Origin of the sequence: Salinispora tropica CNB-440, assembly GCF_000016425.1 — a bacterium.
GTDB lineage: Bacteria > Actinomycetota > Actinomycetes > Mycobacteriales > Micromonosporaceae > Micromonospora > Micromonospora tropica.
In genome coordinates this window covers 996,876-1,021,040 of record NC_009380.1, presented here as the reverse complement: position 1 = coordinate 1,021,040, position 24,165 = coordinate 996,876, and the positions used below count along the sequence as shown (strand labels likewise).

At 70.5% G+C, this 24,165-nt stretch carries 27 protein-coding genes and 1 tRNA gene; 7 read left to right on the top strand and 21 right to left on the bottom strand.

Annotation, left to right across the window (positions count from 1 at the left end):
- Nucleotides 1-279 precede the first annotated feature (279 nt).
- Entirely contained in the window at nt 280-1,209 is a 930-nt protein-coding gene (locus tag STROP_RS04635) for a ribonuclease Z (RefSeq protein WP_018829798.1), read from the top strand.
- Nucleotides 1,206-1,715, top strand: coding sequence for a GNAT family N-acetyltransferase (locus STROP_RS04630; RefSeq protein WP_011904824.1), 510 nt, complete (start codon nt 1,206-1,208; stop codon nt 1,713-1,715). The genes STROP_RS04635 and STROP_RS04630 overlap by 4 nt, the downstream gene beginning before the upstream one ends.
- 79 nt (nt 1,716-1,794) lie before the next feature.
- Here STROP_RS04630 and STROP_RS04625 read toward each other — a convergent pair whose 3' ends face one another.
- Together STROP_RS04625 and STROP_RS04620 are read right to left on the bottom strand one after the other, a co-directional pair.
- The gene (locus STROP_RS04625; RefSeq protein WP_011904823.1) at nt 1,795-3,165 is read right to left on the bottom strand and encodes a cystathionine beta-synthase; all 1,371 of its coding nucleotides are present in this window, start codon (nt 3,163-3,165) and stop codon (nt 1,795-1,797) included.
- A gap of 82 nt (nt 3,166-3,247) precedes the next feature.
- Entirely contained in the window at nt 3,248-3,604 is a 357-nt protein-coding gene (locus STROP_RS04620; RefSeq protein ID WP_011904822.1) for a DUF1232 domain-containing protein, read from the bottom strand.
- Nucleotides 3,605-3,728: 124 nt separating this feature from the next.
- On the opposite strand from STROP_RS04620, the gene STROP_RS04615 reads away from it, so the two are divergent.
- The 3 genes from STROP_RS04615 to STROP_RS04605 are packed head-to-tail and all read left to right on the top strand — an operon-like array spanning nt 3,729 to nt 6,942.
- On the top strand, nt 3,729-4,814 hold the full coding sequence (locus tag STROP_RS04615) for an SGNH/GDSL hydrolase family protein (RefSeq protein ID WP_011904821.1): 1,086 nt from the start codon (nt 3,729-3,731) through the stop codon (nt 4,812-4,814).
- Nucleotides 4,811-5,623 carry an SGNH/GDSL hydrolase family protein gene (locus STROP_RS04610; protein ID WP_011904820.1) on the top strand — a complete coding sequence of 271 codons (813 nt, stop codon included), beginning with the start codon at nt 4,811-4,813 and terminating at the stop codon, nt 5,621-5,623. Before STROP_RS04615 ends, STROP_RS04610 begins: the two co-directional genes overlap by 4 nt.
- Nucleotides 5,624-5,679: 56 nt before the next feature.
- Nucleotides 5,680-6,942, top strand: coding sequence for an acetyl-CoA C-acetyltransferase (locus tag STROP_RS04605; RefSeq protein ID WP_011904819.1), 1,263 nt, complete (start codon nt 5,680-5,682; stop codon nt 6,940-6,942).
- Between the two features lie 47 nt (nt 6,943-6,989).
- Here STROP_RS04605 and STROP_RS04600 read toward each other — a convergent pair whose 3' ends face one another.
- From STROP_RS04600 to eno, 19 genes are all read right to left on the bottom strand, one after another.
- Entirely contained in the window at nt 6,990-7,313 is a 324-nt protein-coding gene (locus STROP_RS04600) for a hypothetical protein (protein ID WP_080516629.1), read from the bottom strand.
- A 136-nt stretch (nt 7,314-7,449) separates the two neighbouring features.
- Nucleotides 7,450-8,265 (bottom strand): Bax inhibitor-1/YccA family protein, encoded by an 816-nt coding sequence (locus STROP_RS04595; protein WP_011904817.1) that lies wholly within the window; start codon nt 8,263-8,265, stop codon nt 7,450-7,452.
- Nucleotides 8,266-8,383: 118 nt separating this feature from the next.
- Nucleotides 8,384-8,464: transfer RNA gene (locus STROP_RS04590), tRNA-Leu, on the bottom strand.
- 150 nt (nt 8,465-8,614) lie between these two features.
- Nucleotides 8,615-9,940, bottom strand: a complete 1,326-nt coding sequence (locus STROP_RS04585; protein WP_011904816.1) for an NAD(P)/FAD-dependent oxidoreductase — start codon at nt 9,938-9,940, stop codon at nt 8,615-8,617.
- 99 nt (nt 9,941-10,039) lie between these two features.
- Complete coding sequence (locus STROP_RS04580; protein WP_011904815.1) at nt 10,040-10,600, bottom strand: hypothetical protein; 561 nt, start codon at nt 10,598-10,600, stop codon at nt 10,040-10,042.
- Nucleotides 10,601-10,631: 31 nt separating this feature from the next.
- Complete coding sequence (locus STROP_RS04575; protein ID WP_011904814.1) at nt 10,632-12,032, bottom strand: DUF58 domain-containing protein; 1,401 nt, start codon at nt 12,030-12,032, stop codon at nt 10,632-10,634.
- On the bottom strand, nt 12,032-13,039 hold the full coding sequence (locus tag STROP_RS04570) for an AAA family ATPase (protein WP_011904813.1): 1,008 nt from the start codon (nt 13,037-13,039) through the stop codon (nt 12,032-12,034). Before STROP_RS04570 ends, STROP_RS04575 begins: the two co-directional genes overlap by 1 nt.
- Entirely contained in the window at nt 13,039-13,638 is a 600-nt protein-coding gene (locus tag STROP_RS04565) for a hypothetical protein (protein WP_011904812.1), read from the bottom strand. The genes STROP_RS04570 and STROP_RS04565 overlap by 1 nt, the downstream gene beginning before the upstream one ends.
- A 40-nt stretch (nt 13,639-13,678) precedes the next feature.
- Entirely contained in the window at nt 13,679-14,461 is a 783-nt protein-coding gene (locus tag STROP_RS04560) for a DUF4129 domain-containing protein (RefSeq protein ID WP_011904811.1), read from the bottom strand.
- 18 nt (nt 14,462-14,479) lie between these two features.
- Nucleotides 14,480-15,241 carry a uracil-DNA glycosylase gene (locus STROP_RS04555; protein ID WP_011904810.1) on the bottom strand — a complete coding sequence of 254 codons (762 nt, stop codon included), beginning with the start codon at nt 15,239-15,241 and terminating at the stop codon, nt 14,480-14,482.
- Between the two features lie 46 nt (nt 15,242-15,287).
- Nucleotides 15,288-15,974 (bottom strand): dienelactone hydrolase family protein, encoded by a 687-nt coding sequence (locus STROP_RS04550; RefSeq protein WP_011904809.1) that lies wholly within the window; start codon nt 15,972-15,974, stop codon nt 15,288-15,290.
- A 195-nt stretch (nt 15,975-16,169) separates the two neighbouring features.
- On the bottom strand, nt 16,170-16,667 hold the full coding sequence (locus tag STROP_RS04545; RefSeq protein ID WP_011904808.1) for an LppU/SCO3897 family protein: 498 nt from the start codon (nt 16,665-16,667) through the stop codon (nt 16,170-16,172).
- Between the two features lie 143 nt (nt 16,668-16,810).
- Nucleotides 16,811-17,857 (bottom strand): HAAS signaling domain-containing protein, encoded by a 1,047-nt coding sequence (locus tag STROP_RS04540; RefSeq protein ID WP_011904807.1) that lies wholly within the window; start codon nt 17,855-17,857, stop codon nt 16,811-16,813.
- Nucleotides 17,854-18,186: a PadR family transcriptional regulator gene (locus STROP_RS04535; RefSeq protein ID WP_011904806.1), complete on the bottom strand. Its 333-nt coding sequence runs from the start codon at nt 18,184-18,186 to the stop codon at nt 17,854-17,856. Before STROP_RS04535 ends, STROP_RS04540 begins: the two co-directional genes overlap by 4 nt.
- A gap of 96 nt (nt 18,187-18,282) precedes the next feature.
- Nucleotides 18,283-19,227, bottom strand: coding sequence for a Ppx/GppA phosphatase family protein (locus STROP_RS04530; RefSeq protein ID WP_011904805.1), 945 nt, complete (start codon nt 19,225-19,227; stop codon nt 18,283-18,285).
- A gap of 33 nt (nt 19,228-19,260) precedes the next feature.
- The gene (locus STROP_RS04525; RefSeq protein WP_011904804.1) at nt 19,261-19,773 is read right to left on the bottom strand and encodes an amino-acid N-acetyltransferase; all 513 of its coding nucleotides are present in this window, start codon (nt 19,771-19,773) and stop codon (nt 19,261-19,263) included.
- A gap of 1 nt (nt 19,774) precedes the next feature.
- On the bottom strand, nt 19,775-20,332 hold the full coding sequence (locus tag STROP_RS04520; RefSeq protein ID WP_011904803.1) for a DUF501 domain-containing protein: 558 nt from the start codon (nt 20,330-20,332) through the stop codon (nt 19,775-19,777).
- Between the two features lie 28 nt (nt 20,333-20,360).
- Nucleotides 20,361-20,987: an FtsB family cell division protein gene (locus STROP_RS04515; RefSeq protein WP_011904802.1), complete on the bottom strand. Its 627-nt coding sequence runs from the start codon at nt 20,985-20,987 to the stop codon at nt 20,361-20,363.
- A 32-nt stretch (nt 20,988-21,019) separates the two neighbouring features.
- A complete protein-coding gene (gene eno, locus STROP_RS04510) occupies nt 21,020-22,303 on the bottom strand; it encodes a phosphopyruvate hydratase (protein WP_011904801.1) in 1,284 nt (427 codons plus the stop codon).
- A gap of 231 nt (nt 22,304-22,534) precedes the next feature.
- On the opposite strand from eno, the gene STROP_RS04505 reads away from it, so the two are divergent.
- Both STROP_RS04505 and STROP_RS04500 read left to right on the top strand, forming a co-directional pair.
- On the top strand, nt 22,535-23,233 hold the full coding sequence (locus STROP_RS04505) for a hypothetical protein (protein ID WP_011904800.1): 699 nt from the start codon (nt 22,535-22,537) through the stop codon (nt 23,231-23,233).
- Between the two features lie 361 nt (nt 23,234-23,594).
- Nucleotides 23,595-24,047: a hypothetical protein gene (locus STROP_RS04500; protein ID WP_011904799.1), complete on the top strand. Its 453-nt coding sequence runs from the start codon at nt 23,595-23,597 to the stop codon at nt 24,045-24,047.
- Nucleotides 24,048-24,165 lie beyond the last annotated feature (118 nt).

The following is a 24,165-nucleotide window of genomic DNA, read 5'->3' as shown; positions in this document are numbered from 1 at the left end:
ATAGCAATCGGACTCGTGAGGTGGCTGCCCGCTAGCCGCTGTCCTCGACAGTCGTCCACCCTGCCAGGTGGGCAGTTAGAGTCGTCGAGACCGTGTGGCAGCGGTGCGGCGAATCCATGACAGCCACCCGACCCCCGGGGTGCCGGCCCAGTCCAGCCGGCCCGCGCGTCAGCGCGGAAGCCCCGGGGGTCGTTCTATCCCCGGCAGCGCCGATGCTGTCCGTCGTGCCGAGGACCGAGCCGGGGCAGTCCAGACGGTCAGTTCAGTCGGGAGGGCGGCGTGTCGATGCGCGAACTGGTGGTGCTCGGAACGGCCAGCCAGACGCCGACCCGCACCCGAAACCACAACGGGTACGTCCTGCGCTGGGACGACGAGGTAATCCTCTTCGACCCGGGTGAGGGCAGCCAACGGCAGCTGCTGTACAGCACGGTGACCGCCACCGACCTGACCCGGATCTGTGTCACGCACTTCCACGGCGACCACTGCCTCGGGCTTCCCGGCACCATCCAGCGGCTCTCCCTCGACCGGGTGCCCCACCCGGTCGCGGTCCACTTTCCGGCCGGTGGCACCGACTACTTCAACCGGCTGCGGCACGCGTCGAGTTTCCACGAGACCGCCGAGCTGGACGTCGCACCGATTGACGCGGACGGGCAGCAGGTCGCGATCCGCGGCGGCACGCTGGAGGCCCGCCGACTCCGGCACCCCGTCGAGACGTACGGGTACCGGCTCATCGAGCCGGACGGACACCGGATGCTGCCGGAGCGGCTCTCCGCCCACGGTATCGCCGGCCCGGCCATTGGCGAGCTGCTGCGCGTCGGCCACCTCGATGTGGCGGGACACCGTGTCACCCGGGAGCAGGTGAGTGCGCCGCGACCGGGCCAGCGGTTCGCGTTCGTCATGGACACCGGCCTCTGCGACGCGGTGTACGCTCTCGCCGACAACGCCGACCTCCTGGTCATCGAGGCCACCTTCCTGGCCTCGGAGTCCGCGCTCGCCGCCGAGGTTGGGCACCTCACCGCGGGGCAGGCGGCGCAGGTCGCCACCGAGTGCGGGGTACGCCGCCTCGTACTCACCCACTTCTCCCAGCGTTACCCGGACCTGAGCCGCTTCGTAGCCGAGGCCCGGGAGCACTTCGCGGGTGATCTGGTGGTCGCCGAGGACCTGACGACCGTGCAGGTCCCGCCCCGGCGGGTACTCTCGGCACGATGACCGTCACGCTCCGCCCTGGAAGGTCGGACGACCTGATCGAGGTCGGGGCGCTGCACCAACGTTCCCGGGTCGCCGCCTACGCCCCCTTCCTGACCACCGAGACGCTGACCGAGCCGACCCAGGCGGCGCTGGGGCAGTACTGGCAGGAACGCTGGAGCCACGAGTGCGCCGACCACGTGTTGACCGTGGCGGAACGGGACGGCCAGTTGGTCGGCTTCAGCTACCTCGGCCCGGACGACCAGGGGGACCCCACCACCGGGCTGCTCCACGCGGTCCACCTGGAACCGGCGGAGCGGGGCCGTGGGCTGGGCCGGATGTTGATGGCCGACGCACTGGGCGAGATGCGCTCCCGAGGGTGGCGAGCCGCGGCGCTGTGGGTGTTGCAGCAGAACGGACCGGCCCGCCGCTTCTACGAGCAGGGGGGATGGCGGCCGACCGGCGCCACCCAACAGGTTCTGATCGGCTCGACCCCCGCCGTGCTGCTCCGCTACCGGCGGGAGCTGTAGCTCCGGTGGGGCGAGGTGTCCGGCAGGGCCCTCCCCCACGCCCGGGTCGGCGAGGGCCCTGCGGAACGAGCAGCACCGGTCAGCGGGCGCCGAGGTGAGCGAGGAGATCCTGTCGGGTGAGAACCCCCTTCGGTTTGCCATCGATCAGCACCAGCGCGGCGTCGGACTTCTCCAACAGAGCCACCGCCTCGCTGACCGGCTGCCCGCCACCGATCATCGGTAGCGGCGCGGCCATGTGCCGCTCGATGGTGTCGTGCAACTGCGCCTGACCGGTGAAGAGCGCGTCGAGCAGGTCCCGCTCCACGATCGACCCGGCCACCTCGCCGGTGACCACCGGCGGTTCGGCCTTCAGTACCGGAAGCTGGGATACGCCGTACTCGCGCAGGTAGTCGATCGCGTCGCGGACCGTCTCGGTCGGGTGCACGTGCACCAGCTCCGGCAACCCACCCGGCTTGCCGGCGAGCGTCTCGGCGATGGTCGGCTCGCTGCCGGAATTGTCCAGGAAACCGTACCGGGCCATCCACGAATCGTTGAAAATCTTGGACAGGTAGCCGCGCCCCCCGTCCGGCAGAAGCACCACGACCACGTCCTCCGGGCCGGCCGCACGCGCCACCTCCAGCCCCGCGACGACCGCCATTCCGCAGGAGCCGCCGACCAGCAGACCCTCGGTCCGGGCCAGCCGGCGGGTCATCTCGAACGACGCCTTGTCGGAGACCTCGACGATCCCGTCGGCGATCTCCCGGTCGTAGGTCTCCGGCCAGAAATCCTCGCCGACCCCCTCGACCAGGTACGGCCGCCCGGTGCCACCGGAGTAGACCGAGCCCTCCGGGTCAGCGCCGATCACCTTGACCTGCCCCCCGGACATCTCCTTCAGGTAGCGGCCGATACCGGAGATCGTGCCACCGGTGCCGACACCCGCGACGAAATGGGTGATCCGGCCCTCGGTCTGCGCCCACAGCTCCGGCCCGGTGGTTTCGTAGTGGGAGCGGGGGTTCGCCGGGTGCGCGTACTGGTTGGGCTTCCAGGCGCCGGGGATCTCCCGGGCCAGGCGATCGGAGACGTTGTAGTAGGACCGTGGGTCCGCGGGCGGGACAGCGGTCGGGCAGACGACCACCTCGGCGCCGTAGGCACGCAGCACGTCCTGCTTGTCCTGGCTGACCTTGTCCGGGCAGACGAAGACGCACCGATAGCCCTTGAGCTGGGCCACCAACGCCAGCCCGACCCCGGTGTTTCCGCTGGTCGGCTCGACGATCGTGCCGCCCGGCCGAAGGATCCCCGCCTGCTCGGCGTCCTCCACCATGCGCAGGGCGATCCGATCCTTGACCGACCCGCCGGGATTGAGGTACTCCACCTTCACCAGAACGGTGGCCTGGATGCCCTCGGTCACGTTGCGCAGGCGTACCAGCGGGGTATTCCCGATCAACTCGACGACGTTGTCGTAGTACTGCACCTGGTTGTGCCCTTCTCCTCCGGTGCCGCCGGATGGGCGGCCGGGCAGACGAATACGGAACTCGCGCTCAGCCTACGTCCCGTCAGCCCGCCATCTCGCCCGGGACGACCGAAGCCTGGCGCGCCTCCCACTCCAGGAACCGCTCGGTCTCGGCGAGTACGCTCCCGGCGAGCCAGGTGACCATGACCGCGTCGTCGGCCAGCCCCAGAAGCGCCAGCCCGAGCTCCGGCAGCAGGTCGACCGGCGAGACGATGTACGCCGTAGCGGCGGTCATCAGCGCCAGCCGAAGGCCGCCGTCGTATCGTCCCCGGATGGTCGCCAGGATCATCCGAGGCAGGGCCGCCACGCGTGCCCCGAGCCCCGGCCCACCTCGTACGCCGACCGCGAGTGCTCGGGCCAACGCGAGAAACGCCGCCCGTCGGTGCAGTGTCTTCCCCATCTGCTCACTCCTTCCCGTACGCCAGCGTGCCGCCCCGGTACAAGCCGGCCCGGTAGCGGTCCCCGGCCGCGGGGAGCCGTCACGGCTACGGTATCCACGGGCGGGGTTCGCGTAATGTCGGTGCATGGGGGTCGCTGATTCCGTTGTCCCGGCTGATCCGCGCTGGCGGGCTGCCTGGCGCGTCACTCGGCTGGTGGTGATCGGCGCGGGTGCCACGGCCGCCGCCGCCGCGACCGCCGGCGGTGTCCTGATCGGTCAGGCCCGGCAGGCACGACGGAGCATCCCCCCGGCGGAGGCGCCGCCGCCGCGCTGCGATGGAGTCTACGGGGCGAAACTACCCGGCCCAGCGGTCACCATGGTCATACTGGGGGACTCGTGCGCTGCCGGCTACGGCGTGCACCGTCGCCGCGAAACACCGGGGGCGCTGCTCGCCACCGGGGTCTCCCGCCGGCTGCACCGACCGGTCCGGCTGCACCGGTTCGCGGTGGTGGGGGCGCTCTCCGCCGTGCTGCGGTACCAGGTCGAGGCGGCTCTCGAAGCCCGACCCGACGTCGCCGTCATCCTGATTGGCGGTAACGACGTCACCAACCGCACCCCGCCCGCCGTGGCGGTGCGATACCTGATCGAGGCGGTCACCACGCTTCGCGCCGCTGGCTGTGCAGTAGTCGTCGGCACGTGCCCGGACCTGGGGGCGATCCGCCCCATCCAGCCGCCACTGCGCTGGCTGGCCCGCCGATGGAGTCGCCAGCTCGCGGCTGCCCAGACGGTCGCCGTGGTGGAGGCCGGTGGCGCGACGGTCTCCCTCGGCGACCTGCTCGGTCCCCGGTTCACGGCCGAGCCGGCCCGGATGTTCGCGTGGGATCGATTCCACCCGTCGGCCGAGGGCTACGCAATGGCCGCCGCCGCGCTGCTGCCGACCGTCCTCTCCGCTCTCGGGGCAGGGCCGGAGCGGGGGGCTGCGCCATCGCGGGTCCGAGGCGTACGGTCGCTGCCGGAGGCCGCCCAGGAGGCGGCACGGCACGCGGGGACCGAGGTCAGCGGCGCCCAGGTTCGGGGCCACGATCGCGGTCCGGCGGGCCGGTGGGCGCAGCTGCGCCGACGGGCCTTCTTTGGTGCCGTGACCCAGTCCGACCCGGCCGTGGACTCACCCCACAGTGGAGGGGATGGCATGCAGGAGCGGAGCAATGAGCACGGGGCGGTGACACCGTGACCGACCGTTTCCTCCCGGGCTTCACCCGCTGGCTCGGGCGCGCTACGGCCGTCTGCTTCGTTGCTGCGGCGGTGGGGGGTGCCGCCCTCCTGACCGGGCAGGCCTTCGCCGCCCGACATCGGCGATATGCCCAACCTGAACTCGGCCTGGCCCTGCGGGCCACGGTCGGCCGGTCCGACGCCTCCCCGCTGCGGCTCGTGCTTCTCGGGGACTCGTCCGCGCTCGGGGTCGGCGTGAGCCGGCTGGCGGAGACCGTTGGTGGGCAGCTTGCCTACCTGCTCGCCGAAGGGCCGGCCGGACAGCTGGTCCACCTCTCCAGCGTGGGCGTCTCGGGCTCCCGCTCCGCCGATCTGGCCACCCAGGTCGCTCGGGCGCTACTCGGGGAGCGACCGGATGTGGCCGTGATCCTGATCGGCGCGAACGACGCCACCACCCTCCGTCGATCGGCCGACGCCGCCGCCTGCCTCGGGGCCACGGTACGCCGGCTTCGTGAGGCGCGGGTCGAGGTCGTGGTCGGGACCTGTCCCGACCTCGGGGCGGTACGCGCGATCGCGCCCCCGCTGCGACATCTGGTCGGCTGGTCCGGTCGGCGGATGGCCCGCGCCCAGACCCTCGCGGTACTCACCGCCGGCGGGACGGTGGTGGATCTCGCCACTGAGGCCGGTCCGGTCTTCCGTGCCGACGTCGGCACGTTCTGCCACGACGGCTTCCACCCGTCTGCCGACGGGTACCGGGTGTGGGCGCACGCTCTCTTCCCGGCGGTGGCCGCTGCCGCGACGATGGCGGCTCGACATGGCCGGCCGCGGTGACATTTCCGGATCAGGCACGGCTTCCATCGATGTTACTGACCGGTTAGGTTTGGCCCATGCCGATTGAGTCGTCCCGCGATGCTGTCATCGTCGCCACCGCCCGCTCCCCCATCGGCCGGGCCCACAAGGGGTCCCTGCGCGAGGTCCGACCGGATGACCTCACCGCCACCATCGTGCAGGCCGCCCTCGACAAGATCCCCCAGCTCGACCGGAGCGAGATCGACGATCTGTACCTGGGCTGTGGTTTGCCCGGCGGTGAGCAGGGCTTCAACCTGGCCCGCGTGGTCGCCACCCTGATGGGGCACGACGACCTGCCCGGAGCCACCCTGACCCGCTACTGCGCCTCCTCACTACAGACCACGCGGATGGCCATGCACGCGATCCGGGCAGGCGAGGGTGACATCTTCGTCTCCGCCGGCGTCGAGACCGTCTCCCGGTACGCCCGCGGCACCTCGGACGGGCTGCCGCCGGAGGCGCAGGCGCTGGTCGGCGGGGGCTGGGAGAATCCCCGCTTCAGCGCCGCGCAGGAGCGTTCGACGGCGCGTGCAAAGGGCGGGGCCGAGGTGTGGACGGACCCGCGTGACTCCGGGGACCTGCCCGACATCTACCTGGCCATGGGGCAGACCGCGGAGAACCTGGCCCAGGTCCACGGCGTCACCCGGGCCGAGATGGACGAATTCGGCGTACGCAGCCAGAACCGCGCCGAGCAGGCGATCGCTGACGGGTTCTGGGCTCGGGAGATCACCCCGGTGACCACCCCGGACGGCACCGTGGTCAGCTCCGACGACGGCCCCCGGCCCGGTGTCACCCTCTCCGCCGTCTCCCAGCTGAATCCGGTCTTCCGACCCGACGGGCGGATCACCGCCGGCAACTGCTGCCCGCTGAACGACGGCGCCGCTGCCGTAGTAGTCATGAGCGCGCAGCGGGCGAGTGAACTCGGGGTCACCCCCCTGGCGCGAATCGTCTCGACCGGCGTGACCGCGCTCTCTCCGGAGATCATGGGGCTCGGCCCGGTCGAGGCGTCGAAGCAGGCCCTGAAGCGGGCTGGTATGACCATCGACGACGTGGACCTGGTGGAGATCAATGAGGCCTTCGCCGCGCAGGTGATCCCCTCCTACCGGCAGTTGGGCATAGCGGAGGAGAAGCTGAACGTGATGGGCGGCGCCATCGCCGTCGGTCACCCGTTCGGTATGACCGGCGCCCGGATCACCGGCACCCTGCTCAACGCCCTACAGTGGAACGACGCGACGATCGGCCTGGAGACGATGTGCGTCGGCGGCGGCCAGGGCATGGCCATGGTGATCGAACGTTTGAACTGAGGGTTGCGGGAGCCGGCTCACAGCGGGGCCGGCTCCGCTGATGGCCGTCAGAGGGCCGCGCGAGTCGCCGCAACCTGGCTGGCGGCCCGCGCGAGCGCCGCGTCCGACGCTGTCGCGGCAAGCAGATCGGCCGCCACCACCCGCAGTTGGTCCGGCAGGGCGAGGTCGTGGCCGAGTCGGGGCACGGCTCGGCGCGGCTGCGCCTCGGCGTCGGCGGCCAGGTTCGCGAGCTCCTGCACGAGCTGGTGCACGAGGTCGGCTCGGGAGACGTTTCCGCCGGCGGCACTGGCGGCCCACCGTGGCTGTTGCCAGTGCCCCACCTGCCGCACGATCAACTCCACCGTCCGCCTCAAGTCCCCGGCCTGGTCCACGCCGCCGAGTCTACGCCGGACCAGCTTCGTCGCCGCCGGGCTGCGAGCCACGCGGAGCAGCCGGCCCACGATCGCCCGGGGAAACGACGATGCCCGGCTCCGGGAGCGGGCCGGGCATCGTCGTTTCAGCGAGCGATCAGTCGTCGCCCTGGAAGTAACTCAACAGTCGAAGAATCTCAATGTAAAGCCAGATGAGGCTCACCAGGATGCCGAAGGCGGCGACCCAGGAGTAACGCTGCGGCAGCCCCATGCGGACGCCGTCCTCGACCTCCTTGAAGCTCAACACGAAGCTGAGCGCCGCGACGACGATGACAACGAGGCTGAACCCGATCGCCAGCGGGCTACCGTCCCGCAGCCCGGTGTTGACGCCGAAGAGCGACAACACCAAGTTGATCATGATGACCGCGAAGAGACCGGCCATCACCGCGACCATGCCCTTGACGAACTTCGGGGTGGCCCGGATGGCCTTGGCCCGGTAGAGCATCGCCATCAGGAAGAAGACGCCGAAGGTGGCCACGACCGCCTGAAGCACAATGCCGTCGTAAAGCGTCTCGAAGTACTTGCTGACGGCACCAACAAGCACACCTTCGACGACGGCGTACGTGACGACCAACGCCGGGTTCGCCATCCGCGAGAACGAAATGATCAGGCCGAGCACCAGGCCGACCATCGCGGCGCCCATCCACGCGACGCCGAGCAGCGCATCTGGGATCATCACCCACGCGGCGGCGGCGACCACGCCGAGGATGCCGAGTAGGCTGACGGTCTTCACCACCACGTCGTCCACCGTCATGGTGTTGACGGTCGGCGGCGCGGCCGGGTAACCGGCCTGCGTCGGGTACTGCTGGGGGTAGCCGGGCTGTCCGTACGGCCCGGTCGGGGCGTACCCGGTGGCCCGCTCACGCTCGGCCGCCTGGCCGAGCCGGGCGAGCACCGGGTTCGAGGTCTTCACTGTCAGGCCTCCCTCAGGGGGTTGTTGCACGTCAACGTGCAGCATCAAGGATAAACGGCCGATGGGCTTCGTGGAGATCGCACCGTGTGGCGATGCTCCGACGGCGGCTGGCCGCAGGTGCCCGGGGCGGGGATCGAACCCGCATGCCTTGCGGCAGCCGCTTTTAAGGCGGCCGTGTCTGCCATTCCACCACCCGGGCGGGTGACACCGACGCGCCGACACGCAACGGTGCAGTGCCACCGTAGCCGGTCTTCGGCCAGCAGACGTACCCGCAGTACCGCTCGCCCGGGCTTCGCCGGGCGCGTCGCGGTGCCACGCCCCTGCCTCCGGCCGAACCCCTGCACCCCTGCTAGCGGGCGCTGACCGGCTGGGACGCCTCGGCGAACTCCTCGCGCGGATCGTGCAGCTGGCCGAGAGCGACAACCTCACGCTTGAGGAAGAACGCCAACGTCCAGTCCGCGACCACCCGGACCTTTCGGTTCAGCGAAGGGATCCGGCTCATGTGGTAGGTCCGGTGCATGAACCAGGCGGGCAGGCCCTTCATCTTGATCCCATACACCTGCGCGACCCCCTTGTACAGGCCGAGGCTGGCGACGCTGCCGGCGTGCCGGTGCTGGTAGGGAACCGGCTCCAGGCCCCGGAGGACGTTGACGATGTTGTCGGCCATCCGGTTCGCCTGACGTACCGCGTGCTGGGCGCTCGGCGAGCAGTAGCTGCCGGGCTCCTTCGTCAGATCCGGCACCGCGGCGCAGTCCCCGGCGCTCCAGGCCCCTGCCACCACCTGATCGCCGGCAACAACCTGCAGCGTGGGCTCACAGGTGATCCGCCCCCGCTCGTCGCGGGGGAAGTCGGTGGCATCCAGCATCGGCGACGGCTTCACGCCAGCCGTCCACACAATCGTGTCGGCCGGGAAGCTGTCCCCGTCGGAGAGCTTCACCAGCCCGTCAACGCAGGACTCCAGCCGGGTCCCCAACCGAATGTCCATGCTGCGCCGGAGGAGCTGCTGCACCGTGTAGGCACCCATGTCCGGATCGACCTCGGGCAGCACCCGCTGCGTCGCCTCGACGAGCACCCACCGCATGTCGTCCGGGCTCAGCTCCGGGTAGTACCGCAGCGCAGCCCGGGTCATGTCCTCCATCTCGGCGAGCGCCTCGATGCCGGCGTAACCGCCGCCGACGAAGACGAACGTCAGGGCCCGCCGGCGAAGCGCCGAGTCCTGCGTGGCGGCGGCGACATCGAGCCGGTCCAGCACATGGTTGCGCAGGTAGATCGCCTCACCGATGGTCTTGAAGCCGATGCCGCACTCGTGCAGCCCGGGAATCGGCAGGGTCCGGGAGACCGAGCCGGGGGCGATGATCACCTGGTCGTACCGGATCTCGCGGGTCGGACCGACGATGGGCTGGACCGACGCGGTCTTGGCGGCGTGGTCGATCTGGGTGACCGCGCCCACGACGACGGTGCACCTGCGCAGCTCCCGCCGCAACGGCACCACGGAGTGCCGGGGCGAGATGCTGCCCGCCGCCGCCTCCGGGAGGAACGGCTGATAGGTCATGTGGGGCTGGGGGTCGACCACGATAACCTCGGCCTCCCGCGCGCCGAGCCTCTTCGACAGCCGCAGCGCCGCATAGAGCCCGACGTGTCCGGCACCCACCACAAGGATCCGCTTCGGATTCACCCCACTATCTTTCCCCGCCGACTCGGCAAATCCCCCGTCCAGAGAGCCGGGTGTGACTCAACACAAGCCCGTGACCCACCGAATCCGGACATACCACCGTCAGCGCCGACGTAGTAGCCACCCCAGCAACGCCGGCACCAGCACCGCTACTACCAGCCCGGCCATTGTCACCACGAGTAGTCCCTGTTCTCCGCCAATCCCGGCCAGCTCAACCAGGAGCACACCCAGCACCATCGTGCCGAGCAACACGGCGACCGCCCGAAGCAGCCAGCGCAGAACCAGGGCCGGATCCACCACCGCGTCGTACGGCACCACGGCCACGAGCGCGCACAGGGTGTGGTTGAGATAGAGTGCCGCCGCCACGGCAAGCAACCGCCAGAGCGCGACCGGCCGATCGTAGCCATCGATGGCCAACACCCACCCGCCCACCGTCACCAGGGCGACGACGGTCGGCCAGATCCGCCGTGGCCCCACCGCCGGCAGCAGCGCCACCACCGGCGCCACCAGCAGCAGCTGACCCCGCAGGACCTCCACCGGGTACGCGAGCAGCAACCCGGCCAGCGCACTGAGGAAGATTCCCGCCCGGAGCAGCAACGGCAGCAGCGTGATCCGGGTCACCGCGCGGCGCGCCGCGCGGATCCGAACGGCCACAGCGCTCATCGCCACCCGCCCTCGACCCCGGCCCGCCGGCTCACCGGGCCCCTGCTCTCGGAGCAGCCGCGAGCCGGACCACGTCCCGCAGCACCTCGTCCAGGCTGCCCGCGCCGGCCCACCGCACCACCGGCACTCCGTGTTCCCGCAACTGGCACAGCATCGTGTCCCGATCCAGTCGCCACAGCCGATGCGCCACCTCCGACCAACGCCGCTCCCGCGACGGGGCCAGATCATCGGGGAGGGTGTCCACCGCCACGACGAAGCGCCCCGACCAGGCCAGCCGGGCCAACATCTGCGCGGATCGTTCGTCCAGCAACGGCGTGAGCACCACCACCAACGCATCCGACGAGAGCAGCTGCGGTCCAAAGACCGAGTCGTACGGCTCGTGCGGGGAGGGCTGGGGATGCACGTCGAGCAACCACTCCAGCACGGTCAGGTAGTGGCGGCGGCCCGTGGCGGGACGTAGCCGACGGCCGGCCGGACCGTACTCCAGCATCGACACCCGGTCCCCGCGGTGTAGGTAGTGCTCCGCGATCGCCGCAGCGGCTCGGACCGTCGTGTCCAGCACCGAGGCCGTGCCCCCGACGCCGCCGGAGCGGCCCGCCTCGGCGAGCACGTCGAGCAGCAGCACCACCTCAGCGTCCCGGTCGGAGAGGGTGGCCGCGACGTGCAGCTGCCGAGCCCGCAGCGAGACCCGCCAGTCAACCCGACGCAGCCGGTCACCGGGCGCGAAGACCCGTACACCGGCCAGCTCACCACCTTCGCCGGGGCGGCGCGAGTGGTGCGCGCCGACCAGGCCCGCCGCGCGGGGCATCGCCTCTACCGCATCGAAGGGTTCAGTCACCGGGTAGGTGCTGACCGGGACCGCCTCGGCCACCACCGGGCGGGAGACCAGTAAGCCGAGCGCGGCGCAGGCCTGGACCCCGACGGGCCCCAGCGGGTGCCGTCCCCAGCGGCGCACGGTGCCATAGAGATCCACCTCGACCAGCGCATCAGCCGGCACGGTGGTCGCCAAGGGACGGTCGACGACCGGTTGTCCGCCGTGCGACGCGGCGCGAGTCGCCGCCGTTCCGGCGATGGTCACCCGCTCGACCTGCAACCAGCGCGACGCGCGGCTCTGCAACAGCGCGAGGTCGTAGTCGACCGATTCCGGGTTGCCGACGGTGACCTGCCCAGACAGCTCGCCCCCCTCCACCTGGTTCCCCTCGGCGGCGATCTGGACCTGCGGCAACGCGGCGGGCCGGCGGCGCAGGGCGTACGCGGTGCCGATCGCGAACGGGGCGGCCAACACGACCAGGTCAACCCGCCCGAACAGCACGCCGGCGATCAGGAGCAGACCGGTCAGAAGCACCGCCCGACCGAGCGCCCAGGTCGGCGTCCAGCCAGCGGTCTGCTCCGGCGGTTGCGCCAGGTGCGGCGGCACGGTGGACGAGGTCATCAGCGGACGGGCAGGCCGGAGGCGTAGCTGGGCAACGCGCCGCTGGCCGGAGCCGGGGTGGCCGCCAGCACCTCGTCAACGATGACTGCCGGAGCGACCCGACGCAGCCACAGCTCCGGACGAAGCGTGATCCGGTGCGCCAGCGCCGGTACCGCCACCTCCTTGACATCCTCCGGCACCACGTAGTCCCGCCCGGCCATCACGGCTCGGACCCGGGCCAGCAGCAGCAGCGCCAGCGAGCCGCGCGGGGAAGCACCGACCAACACCGAGGGGTGCTCCCGGGTAGCCGCGGCAAGCGCGACCAGGTATCGGCCGATCGAGTCCTCCACCACCACGTCCTCCAGCGCGGCCTGCATCGCGCGCAGGGTCGCGGCGTTCACAACCGGCTTGATCTCCGCCTCCTCGCGACGGCGGGAGATACGGCGGCGCAGCACCTCCCACTCCTCGCCGGGGTCGGGATATCCGAAGGAGACCCGCAGCAGAAAGCGGTCCAGCTGGGCCTCCGGCAACGGGTACGTGCCCTCGTACTCGACCGGGTTGGCGGTCGCGAGCACATGGAACGGTTCGTCGAGCCGGTAGGTGACGCCTTCCACCGAGACCTGTTTCTCCTGCATCGCCTCCAGTAGCGCCGACTGGGTCTTCGGCGGAGTGCGATTGATCTCGTCGGCGAGGAGCAGGTTGGTGAAGACCGGCCCGGCGCGGAACGCGAAGTCGCCGCTGCGCTGGTCGTAGAGGAATGAGCCGGTGACATCGGCGGGCAGCAGGTCCGGAGTGAACTGAAGGCGCCGGAAGTCCAGTCCGAGGGCCTGGGCGAAGGACCGGGCGGTCAGCGTCTTCCCCAGCCCGGGCAGGTCTTCGAGCAGCACGTGCCCGCCGGCCAGAATCCCGGCGAGGACCAGCTCCAGCGCATCCCGCTTACCGACCACGACCTCACCCACTGCGTCCAGCACCGTGTGGGCAAGATGGCCGACCTTCGTGGCGGGTAACGTCCGGTCCACGTCGTTCATCACAGTTTCTCCAGTTCGGCGACGATCGCCGCGAGCTCGCGCGGCGACGGCGGGCGGCGAGGCGGATTCTCCAGGAAGGTCGACAGCCGATCACCGAGCAGTACGCGTGCACGGACGGGATCCGACTCCCGGGTCACCCCGTGCCGCAGCCGGATCCGTTCGTCGGCCAACTCGCCGAGTCGGGGCAGGATGGTCCCGTTGAACCGCTCGGCCCGGGTGGCCGCCCAGCCCAGCGGCTTCTCCCAACTGTTGATCGCCGCGCGGAGCGCGTCGTGCTGCTCACCACGACTGCCCGGGAACTCGGCCGGGTCGCGCAGAGCCCGGTGGACGGCCGGCGACGCAGGTGGTGGGCGGAGCGCGCGGACGACCTGGCGCACCACGAAGAGCGCGAGCACGCCAGCGACCAGTACCAGCAACGACGCCTGGAGCCCGACCGCACGTAGACCGACGACCACAACGACGACCACGGCCGCGACACCAGCCAGGTTACGCAGCAACAGCCGCAGCGGTCGGCCGCGAGCCGAGCCCCGGTGCGGGTGCCGCTGCGGGTGTCGCTCCTCCTCCACGCTGAGCAGGTCATCGATGCTGGTGCCGCTCACCGCGACACCTCCTCGGTCCCGCTCCGGAGCCGTCGGTCGGTCACGCCGGCTCCTCCCCACTCACGCCGGCCAGAGCGGTCAGCTCCCCGCGGAGCCGGCGCAACGCGGCCCGGGCCTGGTCCCGGGTTCGCTCGTCCACCGGCCGGGTAGCGTAGCGCGCCTCCCGGTAGACATGCGCGAAGTCGGCCAGCACGTCGGCGCTGGCGATCGCGGGTACCCCGGCGACCGGGTCGCCTCGTAGGAGGCGCACCACCAGCTCGGTGGGGGTGTCGCCGGTCAGCTGACGCACCCCGGCACCGGCGGCGGCCTCCTCCAGGCGAACCCAACAGGCGATGACAACCGTACGCGGATCGGTGCCGGTGTCGTCGAGGTCGACCAGGCCGGCGTCGAGCGCGGCGACGACCTCCCGGGCCGTACCTTCGGCGGTGCGCGGGACCCGGCCCACGGGCCCGCGCCGAGTGCTTCGGCGCAGCACACTGTGCAGGAGCGTCCAGGCAAGGAAGCCGGTGACGGCCAACCCAGCCAGCCCGAGCAGCGCGAAGACCGCGGTTCGCAGCCAGTCGGGGCGCTGCTGGCTGTTCAGCTCGCCTGCGTCGCGTGGCTCCACCGGGATCGACGCGACCGGCTCGGCCGTCGGGTACTCCGGGACGAGGGGCAGCTGCTCGGCCGCGGGCGGAATACGGCTCGCTCCGAGCGACGAGTGCGCGGCCGCGGCGGTGGCGGCGGCCAGCAGGAGCAGCACCGCTGCCACCGGCCACCAGCGGCGCAGCAGACCACTGCCGCCCGGGGCCGAGGGCGCGGATCGGCGCGTCCGGTCCGTCATCCCATTGCCCCGCAGCCCTTACTCCACCCCGGCCAGTCGCTTCGCCCGGGCGAACACGTCGTCCAGCATCGTTGGTGTCAGCCGCCCGGTAAAGGTGTTCTGCTGGCTGACGTGGTAGCAGCCCAGCAAATCCGGTACGGCGCTCCCGGACCAGTGTGCCCCATGCGTGAAGGCGGGTCGCGGGCTGGGCGGGGGCATCCCGTACACCCCGTGCAGAGTCGGCCACCACGCGGCCCAGGCGAAGGCGCCCAGCGCGACCACGACCCGCAGGTTCGGCCGAAGGAGCGCGACCTCGCGGTGCAGCCACGGCTGGCAGGTGTCGCGCTCGCCCGGGGTGGGCTTGTTGCCTGGCGGCGCGCAGCGAACCGCCGCGAAGACCCGGGTGTGGCGCAGGGTCAACCCGTCGTCGGCGGCGACGCTGGTCGGCTGGTTGGCCAGCCCGGCCCGGTGCAGGGCGGCGAAGAGAACATCGCCAGAACGATCGCCGGTGAAGACCCGGCCGGTCCGGTTGCCACCGTGCGCGGCTGGTGCGAGGCCGAGGAGGGCGATGCGGGCCGTCGGGTCGCCGAAGCCGGGCACGGGGCGCCCCCAGTACTCCTGCTCCCGGAAGGCCGCGCGTCGCGTGCGGGCCACCTCCTCCCGCCACTCGACAAGGCGGGGGCAGGCGAAGCAGTCGCTGATCGCCGCATCGAGTGCGGCGAGGCTGGCCGCCCCCGCCGCCTCCCCGGTGACCTGCCCGGTGGTACGTGACCCGGCTGCGGCCGGTCGTACCGGCTGCACGCGCCCAATCCCGGCGGGCGTGCCGCCGGGATTGGGCGTTCCGTCGTCAGCCAAGCTTCGCCCGGAAGAGTTCGAGGGTGCGGGCCCACGCCCGGGCAGCCGCCCGGTGGTCAAAGTTCTCCGGCCGGTCCTCGTTGAAGAAGGCGTGCGCGGTGCCCGGGTAGTCGTAGGTCTGGCAGGTGCCGCCACCGGTCTCGATGGCTCGACGGACGAGCTGCACCCCCGGGTCGACCGAGGTGCCGTCGGCCTCACAGCAGTGGATGACGGCGGCCTTACCCGCGTAGTCCGTCCGCTCCGGGCGCATCCCGTCCCCGGGCAACAGGGGGTAGAAGGCCGAGGTCGCCACGATCCGCTCGGTCCGGGCAATGGACCAGAGCGCCAGGCTGGCCCCGGCGCGGAAGCCCACGCAACCAATCTTGCCGGCGACCTCCGGCCGTCCCGCGAGATAGTCGGCCGCGGCGGCGACATCCGCCGCGGCGGCGTCCAACTGCCCGCTGTTGAGCAGTTGCCGGGGTTCGTCCGGCTTGTTGGCCGGCCCGCCGTGCCGAAGATCCGGGGCGAGGGCGACGAAGCCGGCCTCGGCGAAACGGTCGACGACCGCCCGGACGTGTGATGCCAGACCCCACCAGTCCTGGATCACAATGACGGCCGGGCTGGCCGTACCGCCGGGTGGTACCACGAGATACCCCTCGCCCGTACCACCGTTGCACCGGTACGTCACCATCTCGCCCATCGGCCGTCCTCCTAGCGGTCAGTCATCGTTGGCTGGTCGCCCAGTGGTCCTACGTGCCGGTAGCCTGCCACGCCACGCGGGCCCCGGGAAGACGCCGGAGAAGTGGCGTTCACCTCCCGTACACCAGTCGATGACCCCGGTACGACGACGGCGGCGCGGTCAACCGCGCCGCCGTCGCCTACTCCCGTACACCGCTCAGGAGTTGGTGGTCAGGCAGAGCAGATAGCCCGTCTTGCCCGGCATGACGTTGCTGAAGACGTAGTACTCCTCGTTCTCCTGGAAGAACTGGTCACACGCCTCGCCGGACGCGGCCTGCTCCTCGGTCTGATCGTCTGCTCGACCGACCACCTTGTAGGTCGCCTCGGCGGAGGCGCAGTCGACGACCTTGCCACCGTCGACCTCCTCCAGTTCGTCGCCGATCGTCGTGGGTAGTTCGGCGATGCAGTCACCGGCCTTGGCTTCCGCGGTCTCATCCGTCCCACTGAGCACCGTGCCGATACCGAACTTGAGGCCAGCGATCACCAGGAACGCGACGATTGCACCAACAATGCCGAGCACCTTCTTTCGACCGGACTTCCGAACTGGCTCCGGAGCCGGGGCCGGGGCACCGGCCGGGGTTGCGTCCGCCGGCGGCTGGGCGCCAGCCGGCTGGGGGAGATCGGGGTGGGCGGGTGGTACGACCTGCTCCGGCACGAGTATTCCTTCCAGGGGTTAAAGGGGCGGACGACACCGTAGTCGATCAACAGCGCTCTCGCGGCCGCCCGAACTCGTCCCTTCGGCCATTTCATCGCGGCGAGCGGTGGTAGCCACCTTCGGGACCGACGCGTCCGGAACGCTCATCCGGTAGGCGCGACACTCGGCGTGGGCGCGGACGACAGCGCGGGCTCCGCCGTGGTCGGGTGGTTCTCCGGCGTGGCCGGTGAGTTCTCCGGCGTGGTCGGTGAGTTCTCCGGCGTGGTCGGTGGGGCAGCGGACTCCTGTTGGACCGTGCCGGGTGGAGCGGGCAGGGTCGGCGGGGAGGCGTCGGAGGTAGGCCGCGGACCGAACGGCGCCGCATCCGGGCAGTACGGGTAGCCGCGCAGCAGTGGATTGGCGTTGCCATTCAGATTTTGCAGGTCAGGGCACTCTGGGTAGCCGAGCCGGATCGGATCGCCGTTCTGGTCGAACAGCCGCGCGTACTCCACCAGCCGCCCCTCGCTGTCGTACACGAAGACGTCGCTGATGTGGGCGTACTCACTGTCGACTGAGATCGGGGCGTAGAAGTCGCCGTCACCGCGCCCGATTTCCAGGTTGATCAACCCCATCAGCCCGAACCCGACGAGCACCAGGTTGCCGAGGACCAGCAGGCCTCGTGGCCAGTTCCACAGCCGAGCCTGCCGGCGGCCGAGCATGACCGAGGCGACGACCAGGGCCGCCAGGGTCATCAGGCCGAGCTGCAGACTACCGGCGAACCGGGGCAGCACCCCGATGTCGCTACCGGTGCTGATCACGGTCAGCAGCATCGCCGCAAGGTAGCCGCGCAGAATCCACCAGCCCGGGGCGAGCAGGTGCAGGAAGGCCCGCACCGTCGGATACCCGAGGGGTGCGCCGAGTTGCCGGTCGAGCGTGCTCAGGCGGGCGCGGGCCCGGCTGATGTACGCGGTCAGTCGATGCGCCGCCGCCCCACGGCCGGCATCGACACCGGCCGCGACGCGCAGTTCGACGGCGTACGCCTCCGGCGCACCGAGCCGCTCGACCAGCGACCCGCCGGACTCGGCGGCCACCACGGCGAGATGCTCCGACAGGTCCTCGGTCAATTCGTCTCGTACCGACGGTGGCAGGTCGGCGAGGGCGCCCCGAACCCGGGCGACGTAGTCGTGTATCTCCTGCTCAGTGACGGTCATGCCGCCCTCCCCCGATCGTCGAGCAGCGTGTCCATGGTGGTGGCGAACGTGCGCCAAAGCTTGCCGGAGCGGGCGAACTGCTCGCGCCCGGTGTCGTTCAGCGAGTAGTACTTGCGGTGCGGCCCGGACTCGCTGGGCACCACGTACGTGGTGAGCAAGCCCGCCGCGAAGAGACGGCGCAACGTGCCGTAGACCGAGGCGTCACCCACCTCCGTCAGGCCAGCGTCGCGCAACCGACGCAGAATGTCGTAGCCGTAGCCGTCCTCTTCCCGAAGCACCGCGAGAACAGCCAGGTCCAGCACGCCCTTCAAGAGCTGTGTGGTGTCCATACGAAAGACAGTACTGTGCAATGCACAGTAGCGTCAACCGATCCACGCTGCCGAACCTCCAGCCGGCAGCGCCAGCCAGCAGGATAGATGCCCGATCTACTGCTGCAGGCTGTAGCAGATGCCGTCCAGAATGTCGTGTTCGGAGGCGACCACGGCATCCTTGCCCGCACGCTCCATAATCACCCGGAGCACCAGGGCACCCGCCCCGATCACGTCGGCCCGGCCCGGGTGCATCACCGGGATCGCCAGCCGCTGCGTACGGGTCGCCACCAGCAGGTCAGCCGTCACCTCCGCCACCGCCGGGTACGACACCCGGGCGTGCTGGATACGCTGCGGGTCGTATCCGGTGAGCCCTTCGGCGATGGCGACCACCGTGGTGACGGAGCCAGCGAGCCCGACCAGCGAGGCGGCCTCCCGACCAGGCACCGCGGCGAGCGCCCGGTCCACGGCAGCCACGATGTCCGCCTCGGCAGCCCTGATCTCGGCGGGCTCCGGTGGGTCACCCTGCAGATGCCGCTCGGTCATCCGGACACAACCGACATCGACTGAGATCGCCGCCTCCACACCACCGGTGCTGGTGCCCACGACGAACTCCGTCGAACCGCCGCCGATGTCGACCACCAGGTACGGCTCCCGGATCGAGCCGGGCAGGCCACGAACTGCCCCGGTGAACGACAGTCGCGCCTCCTCATCCCCGGTCACCACCTCCGGGGCGACCCCCAGCGTCCGCTCCACCATGTCGCGGAAGTCGGCGGCGTTCTCCGCATCCCGGGAGGCCGACGTGGCACACATCCGGACTCGGTCGGCGCCCAACTTCTCGATCTCAGCGGCGTACTCCGCCAGCGCCACCCGGGTCCGCTCGATCGCCTCCGGGGCCAACCGACCGGTGCGGTCGACGCCCTGGCCCAGCCGAACAGTCTCCAGTCGGCGGCTCAGCTCGACCAACGGCGCGCCCGTTCCGGCACCCGGATCCGGCAGATCGGCGACCAACAGGCGAATCGAGTTGGTCCCGCAGTCGATGGCGGCCGCACGCGTCGTCACGACCGCAACCCTACGGCAGGCCGGACGGCCCGCTCAGAGCCGCAGCAGCATTCGGGTGTTGCCGAGCGTGTTCGGCTTGACCCGCTCCAGGTCGAGAAACTCCGCGACACCCTCGTCGTAGGAACGCAGCAGCTGTTCGTAGACCGAGTACGGCACCGGCGCCCCGTCGATCTCGGTGAACCCGAACATACCGAAGAAGCGAGTCTCGAAGGTGAGCACGAAGAGTCGCGCCACACCCAACTCCCGGGCCACGTCGATCAGGTCACCCACGATCCGGTGCCCGATCCTGCCACCCCGACAGGTCGGGTCGACCGCCACCGTCCGAATCTCGGCCAGGTCCTCCCACATGACGTGCAGGGCACCACAGCCAACCACGTCTCCGGCGGGTGTCACCGCGACCCGGAACTCCTGCACATCCTCGTACAGAGTCACTGTCGCCTTACTGAGTAGCCGCCGGCCGTCGGCGTACGTGTCGATCAGCCGTCGGATCCCCCGAACGTCCGCCGTCCTGGCCCGACGGACCACGATCCCGCCGGCAGCGGTCATCTCACTCGTCCGCCGGCACGGCCACGCATGGTCCCCCCGCCCACCACGGCTCGACCAGCCTCAGCACCTCGTCCCCGAACGGGTTGACACCGGGACCGGCCGCGAGCGCATGCCCGAGGTGCACGTGCAGGCACTTGACCCGATCCGGCATCCCGCCGGCGGAGATTCCGGCGATCTCCGGCACATGACCGATCGCCTCCCGGCGCCGAAGGTAGTCCTCGTGCGCGGCGCGGTAGCGGGCGGCCAACTCCGGATCCTCCACGAGCCGGTCGGCCATCTCCTTCATCAGCCCGGCTGACTCCAGCCGGCTACAGGCCGCCGTCGCCCGGGGGCAGGTCAGGTAGAACAACGTCGGGAAGGGCGTGCCGTCGGCGAGCCGCGGTGTCGTCTCCACCACGTCGGGTACGCCACACGGACAGCGGTGGGCCACCGCCCGGGTGTCCCGGGGCGGGCGACCGAGCTGACCCGCCACGGCGACCAGGTCGGCTGGCGTGGCCGGCTCGCGCCGCGGCAAGGGCACGGAGGACGCCGCCGGCTCCTGCGGTGGTACGACTGTCACGGTGTCCTTCCTGGTTCGGTGGCAGCGCTCACTCGCCGGGCCGTTCCTGATCCGCGGCCGTCACGCTCGACCACAGCGTGTCGTACCACCGGTCGGCCCCGGCCGGGCCGTCCGGCCCGGCGGGCTGATCCGCCGCCTCGGCCTCTTCTACCGGGGTGGAGAGCACGATCAGCAGCTGCTCGCCGTCGCGGCCCATGAAGAAGCGTTCCCGCGCCTTGGCCTCAATGTACTTCGGGTCCTGCCACTTCGCGGCCTCGGCGGCAAGCCTCTCGATCTCCGCCCGCTGCGCCGTCTGAGCGGCCTCCATCCGGGCGATGTCAGCCTGCTGGTCAAGGTAGACCCGGACCGGGTAGGTGTAGCCGAGAGCGAGGGCGATCAGCACCGCAACCAGCACGGTCGCCCGCCCCGCACCCCGCCGGGGGCGGGGTGCGGAGAGCCGCTTCACCGCACCCCCGGAGGCCGACCGCCGAGCGGCGGGCCGGTTCGTCGAACGGGCGCCGTCGACGCCCCGGACACCGCTCGGCACCCGGCCGGCGGTCGCCCGCGACTCGGCGCGGACACCGCCCGCACGGACCGGCCGGGCACCGCCCGATCGACCGGCCCGACCTGGCCGGCGGACCGGACGCTGTCCGCCCGGCGTACGGCGCTGCTGCATCCTCTGGCCCTCCCCCGAAGGTTGCGCGTCCGTCAGGCAGAACGGTAGCGCGGGAACGCGCCCGACCCGGCGTACCGCGCGGCGTCAGCCAGCTCCTCCTCGATTCGCAGCAGCTGGTTGTACTTTGCGACCCGGTCCGAGCGGGCCGGTGCGCCAGTCTTGATCTGACCGCAGCCGGTGGCGACCGCCAGGTCGGCGATGGTGGTGTCCTCGGTCTCGCCGGAACGGTGGCTCATCATGCACCGGAAGCCGGCCCGGTGGGCAAGGTCCACCGCGTCCAGGGTCTCGGTGAGCGAACCGATCTGGTTGACCTTCACCAGGACCGAGTTGGCGGCGTTCTCGGCGATACCGCGGGCGATCCGCTGCGGGTTCGTGACGAACAGATCATCGCCGACGATCTGGATCCGGTCCCCGACGGAGGCGGTCAGCGTCCGCCAACCGGACCAGTCATCCTCGGCCAGCGGGTCCTCGATCGACACGATCGGATACGCGTCGGCGAGCTTCGTGTAGTAGCTGCTCATCTCCTCCGCGGTCTTCTCGACGCCCTCGAAGGTGTAGGTGCCGTTCTCGAAGAACTCGGTCGCCGCCACATCGAGCGCGAAGACGATGTCCGTGCCAAGCCGGTAGCCCGCCTTCTCGACCGCCTCCGAGATCAGGTCCAGCGCGGCGGCGTTGGTCGGTAGGTTTGGCGCGAAGCCGCCCTCGTCGCCGAGGCCGGTGGCGAGATCCTTCTTCTTCAGCACCGACTTCAGCGCGTGGTACACCTCGGCGCCGGAACGCAGAGCCTCACGGAATGTCGGCGCACCGATCGGCGCGATCATGAACTCCTGGATGTCGACGTTGGAGTCCGCGTGCGCCCCACCGTTGAGAATGTTCATCATCGGAACCGGCAGCAGGTGCGCGTTCGGGCCACCGAGGTAACGGAAGAGGTTCAGTTCAGCGGCGCTAGCGGCAGCCTTCGCCACCGCCAGGGAGACGCCCAGGATCGCGTTGGCGCCCAGCTGGCTCTTGTTGTCCGTACCGTCGAGGTCGAGCATCTTCTGGTCGATCAGCCGCTGCTCGCTGGCCTCGTACCCGATCAGCTCGTCGACGATCTTGTCTTCAATGTTCGAGACCGCCTGGGTAACGCCCTTGCCGAGGTAGCGGTCCTTCTCACCGTCGCGCAGCTCGACCGCCTCGAAGGCGCCGGTGGAGGCGCCCGAGGGCACTGCTGCACGGGCGATCGTACCGTCGTCGAGCCCAACTTCGACCTCGACGGTCGGGTTGCCCCGTGAGTCGAGAATCTCCCGGGCGACGATTCCCTCGATGGTTGCCACTGAGTCGCTCCTCGTGTGTGTGCCGATCGGTCATCGCCGCGACGGTGCGGCTGGGAAGGTGTTGCACGCAGCGTATCGGGCGGCGATGGGGCGCGGCGCGGCACCCGGCGGTTGCATCCCTGGCCGTGCCGTCCGGCACTGACTATCTGAATCAGCGACACACCCGACGTCCCCGTATTCTCCTAGGGCGGAGTTTGCGCGCGCTCGACCCGATCAGCGACGCTGGTCGTCATGTCCGCCACCTCGACGCCACTCCGCCTGCTCGCCGCTACGGCCATCGCGTCGCTCACCGTTACCGGCTGTCAAAGCCTCGACGATGCCGGCCAGACCATGAGTCACGCCGGTCTGGTCAACAACCTGGCGTACCGGCTGGACGAGGCCCTGATCCGGACCTACACGGCCGACTACCAACTCGCGTCCGGGTGGACAGCAACCATCGCTCAGGACCAGGAGCCGGCCCGCGCCACGTACCGGTGGACGGCCGGTCGACTGACCGCCACCGAGGAGGCGACGACCCGGTGCGAGACCGCCGGTGGGCGGACGGCGTGCACGCTCGAACCGCCACCGGCCAACCCGGCCAAGCCCGCGGTGGCCGTCTTCGCCGCGGCCAAGGGGCAGGGGCTGGTCACTCCGCCGGCGGTGATGGAGTTGCTGACCGCCGCCGCCCTGGACCCGGAGTCCGCCATCACCAGCAGCGACACCATCCTGGCCGGGCGGCAGGCGACCTGCGTCGAGGTGCGCCGGCCGGCCGACGAATTCTCCGCATGCATCACCGCCGAGGGGGCACTGGGCAGCTTCACCGGTTACCTTGACGGCGAACTGGTCACCGCGACGCTGACCGGCTACCGGGAGACCGCGGACGGCTCGATCTTCGAGCCGCCGGCGGAGGCCGACGTGGTAGACAGCAGGCTTAACCCGGCGTCACCCTAGCCCGGTTTGTGCTAAATATTCGCTTTCATACCCACACAGGGGCCGACTCGCGTCACGCCCGAATCTGAGTCGCCGTCTCCGCCATCAGATTCTTCATGACCCGGGCTGACACTGCCAGATCAGCAGGATCCACCTGTGGAGCGGGTCAAGGTTCGTGTAACCACAGATCCGTTGTCCGATCACCTTGAGGTGGTCGACGTGTCCTTCGACGACGGAACGGCAGGGTTAGGACGCCGAGGGCGGCGTCGTGGTCGCGGCGTAGGTCGGCAGTCCACAAACGGCAAGATCGTCTTCCGATCACCAAACAAATGCGTACTAGTGCATGTACCGTCGGTACGCAGGCAATCTTCGGGGGGATCACATGAACACCGACGCCATCCACCGCACGCACACCGGCGAGCACAGCCACACCCACGGGCCGGGTTGCGGACACGCGAGCGTGCAGCATCTCGGGCACGTGGACTTCGTGCACGACGGCCACCTGCACCACGCGCACGACGGGCACTACGACGAGTGCAACACCGAGGAGCACCGCCCCGCCGAGGCGCACGAGCACCGTCACGGCGACAGGTGCGGTCACGTGTCGATTCGACACAACGGACATACCGACTATCTTCATGACGGGCACGTCCACCGCGCGCACGACGATCACTACGACGAGTGCATGTCAGGCGAGCACACAGTCGCCGAGGAGCACGACCATGTCCACGGGGACGGCTGCGGTCACTCCCCGGTGCCGCACGGCGACCACCTCGACTACATCCATCATGGTCACCGGCACTTCGCGCACGAGGATCACTACGACGAGCATTGACCCTTCCAGGGCCACCTCCGCCTATAACGGAAAGGCGTCAGGTGATACGGGGTCAGCGAGGTTGATGGAGATCGGCCCACGTCATCAGCTTGTCCACGGTAGCCCCTGGGGTGAGGGC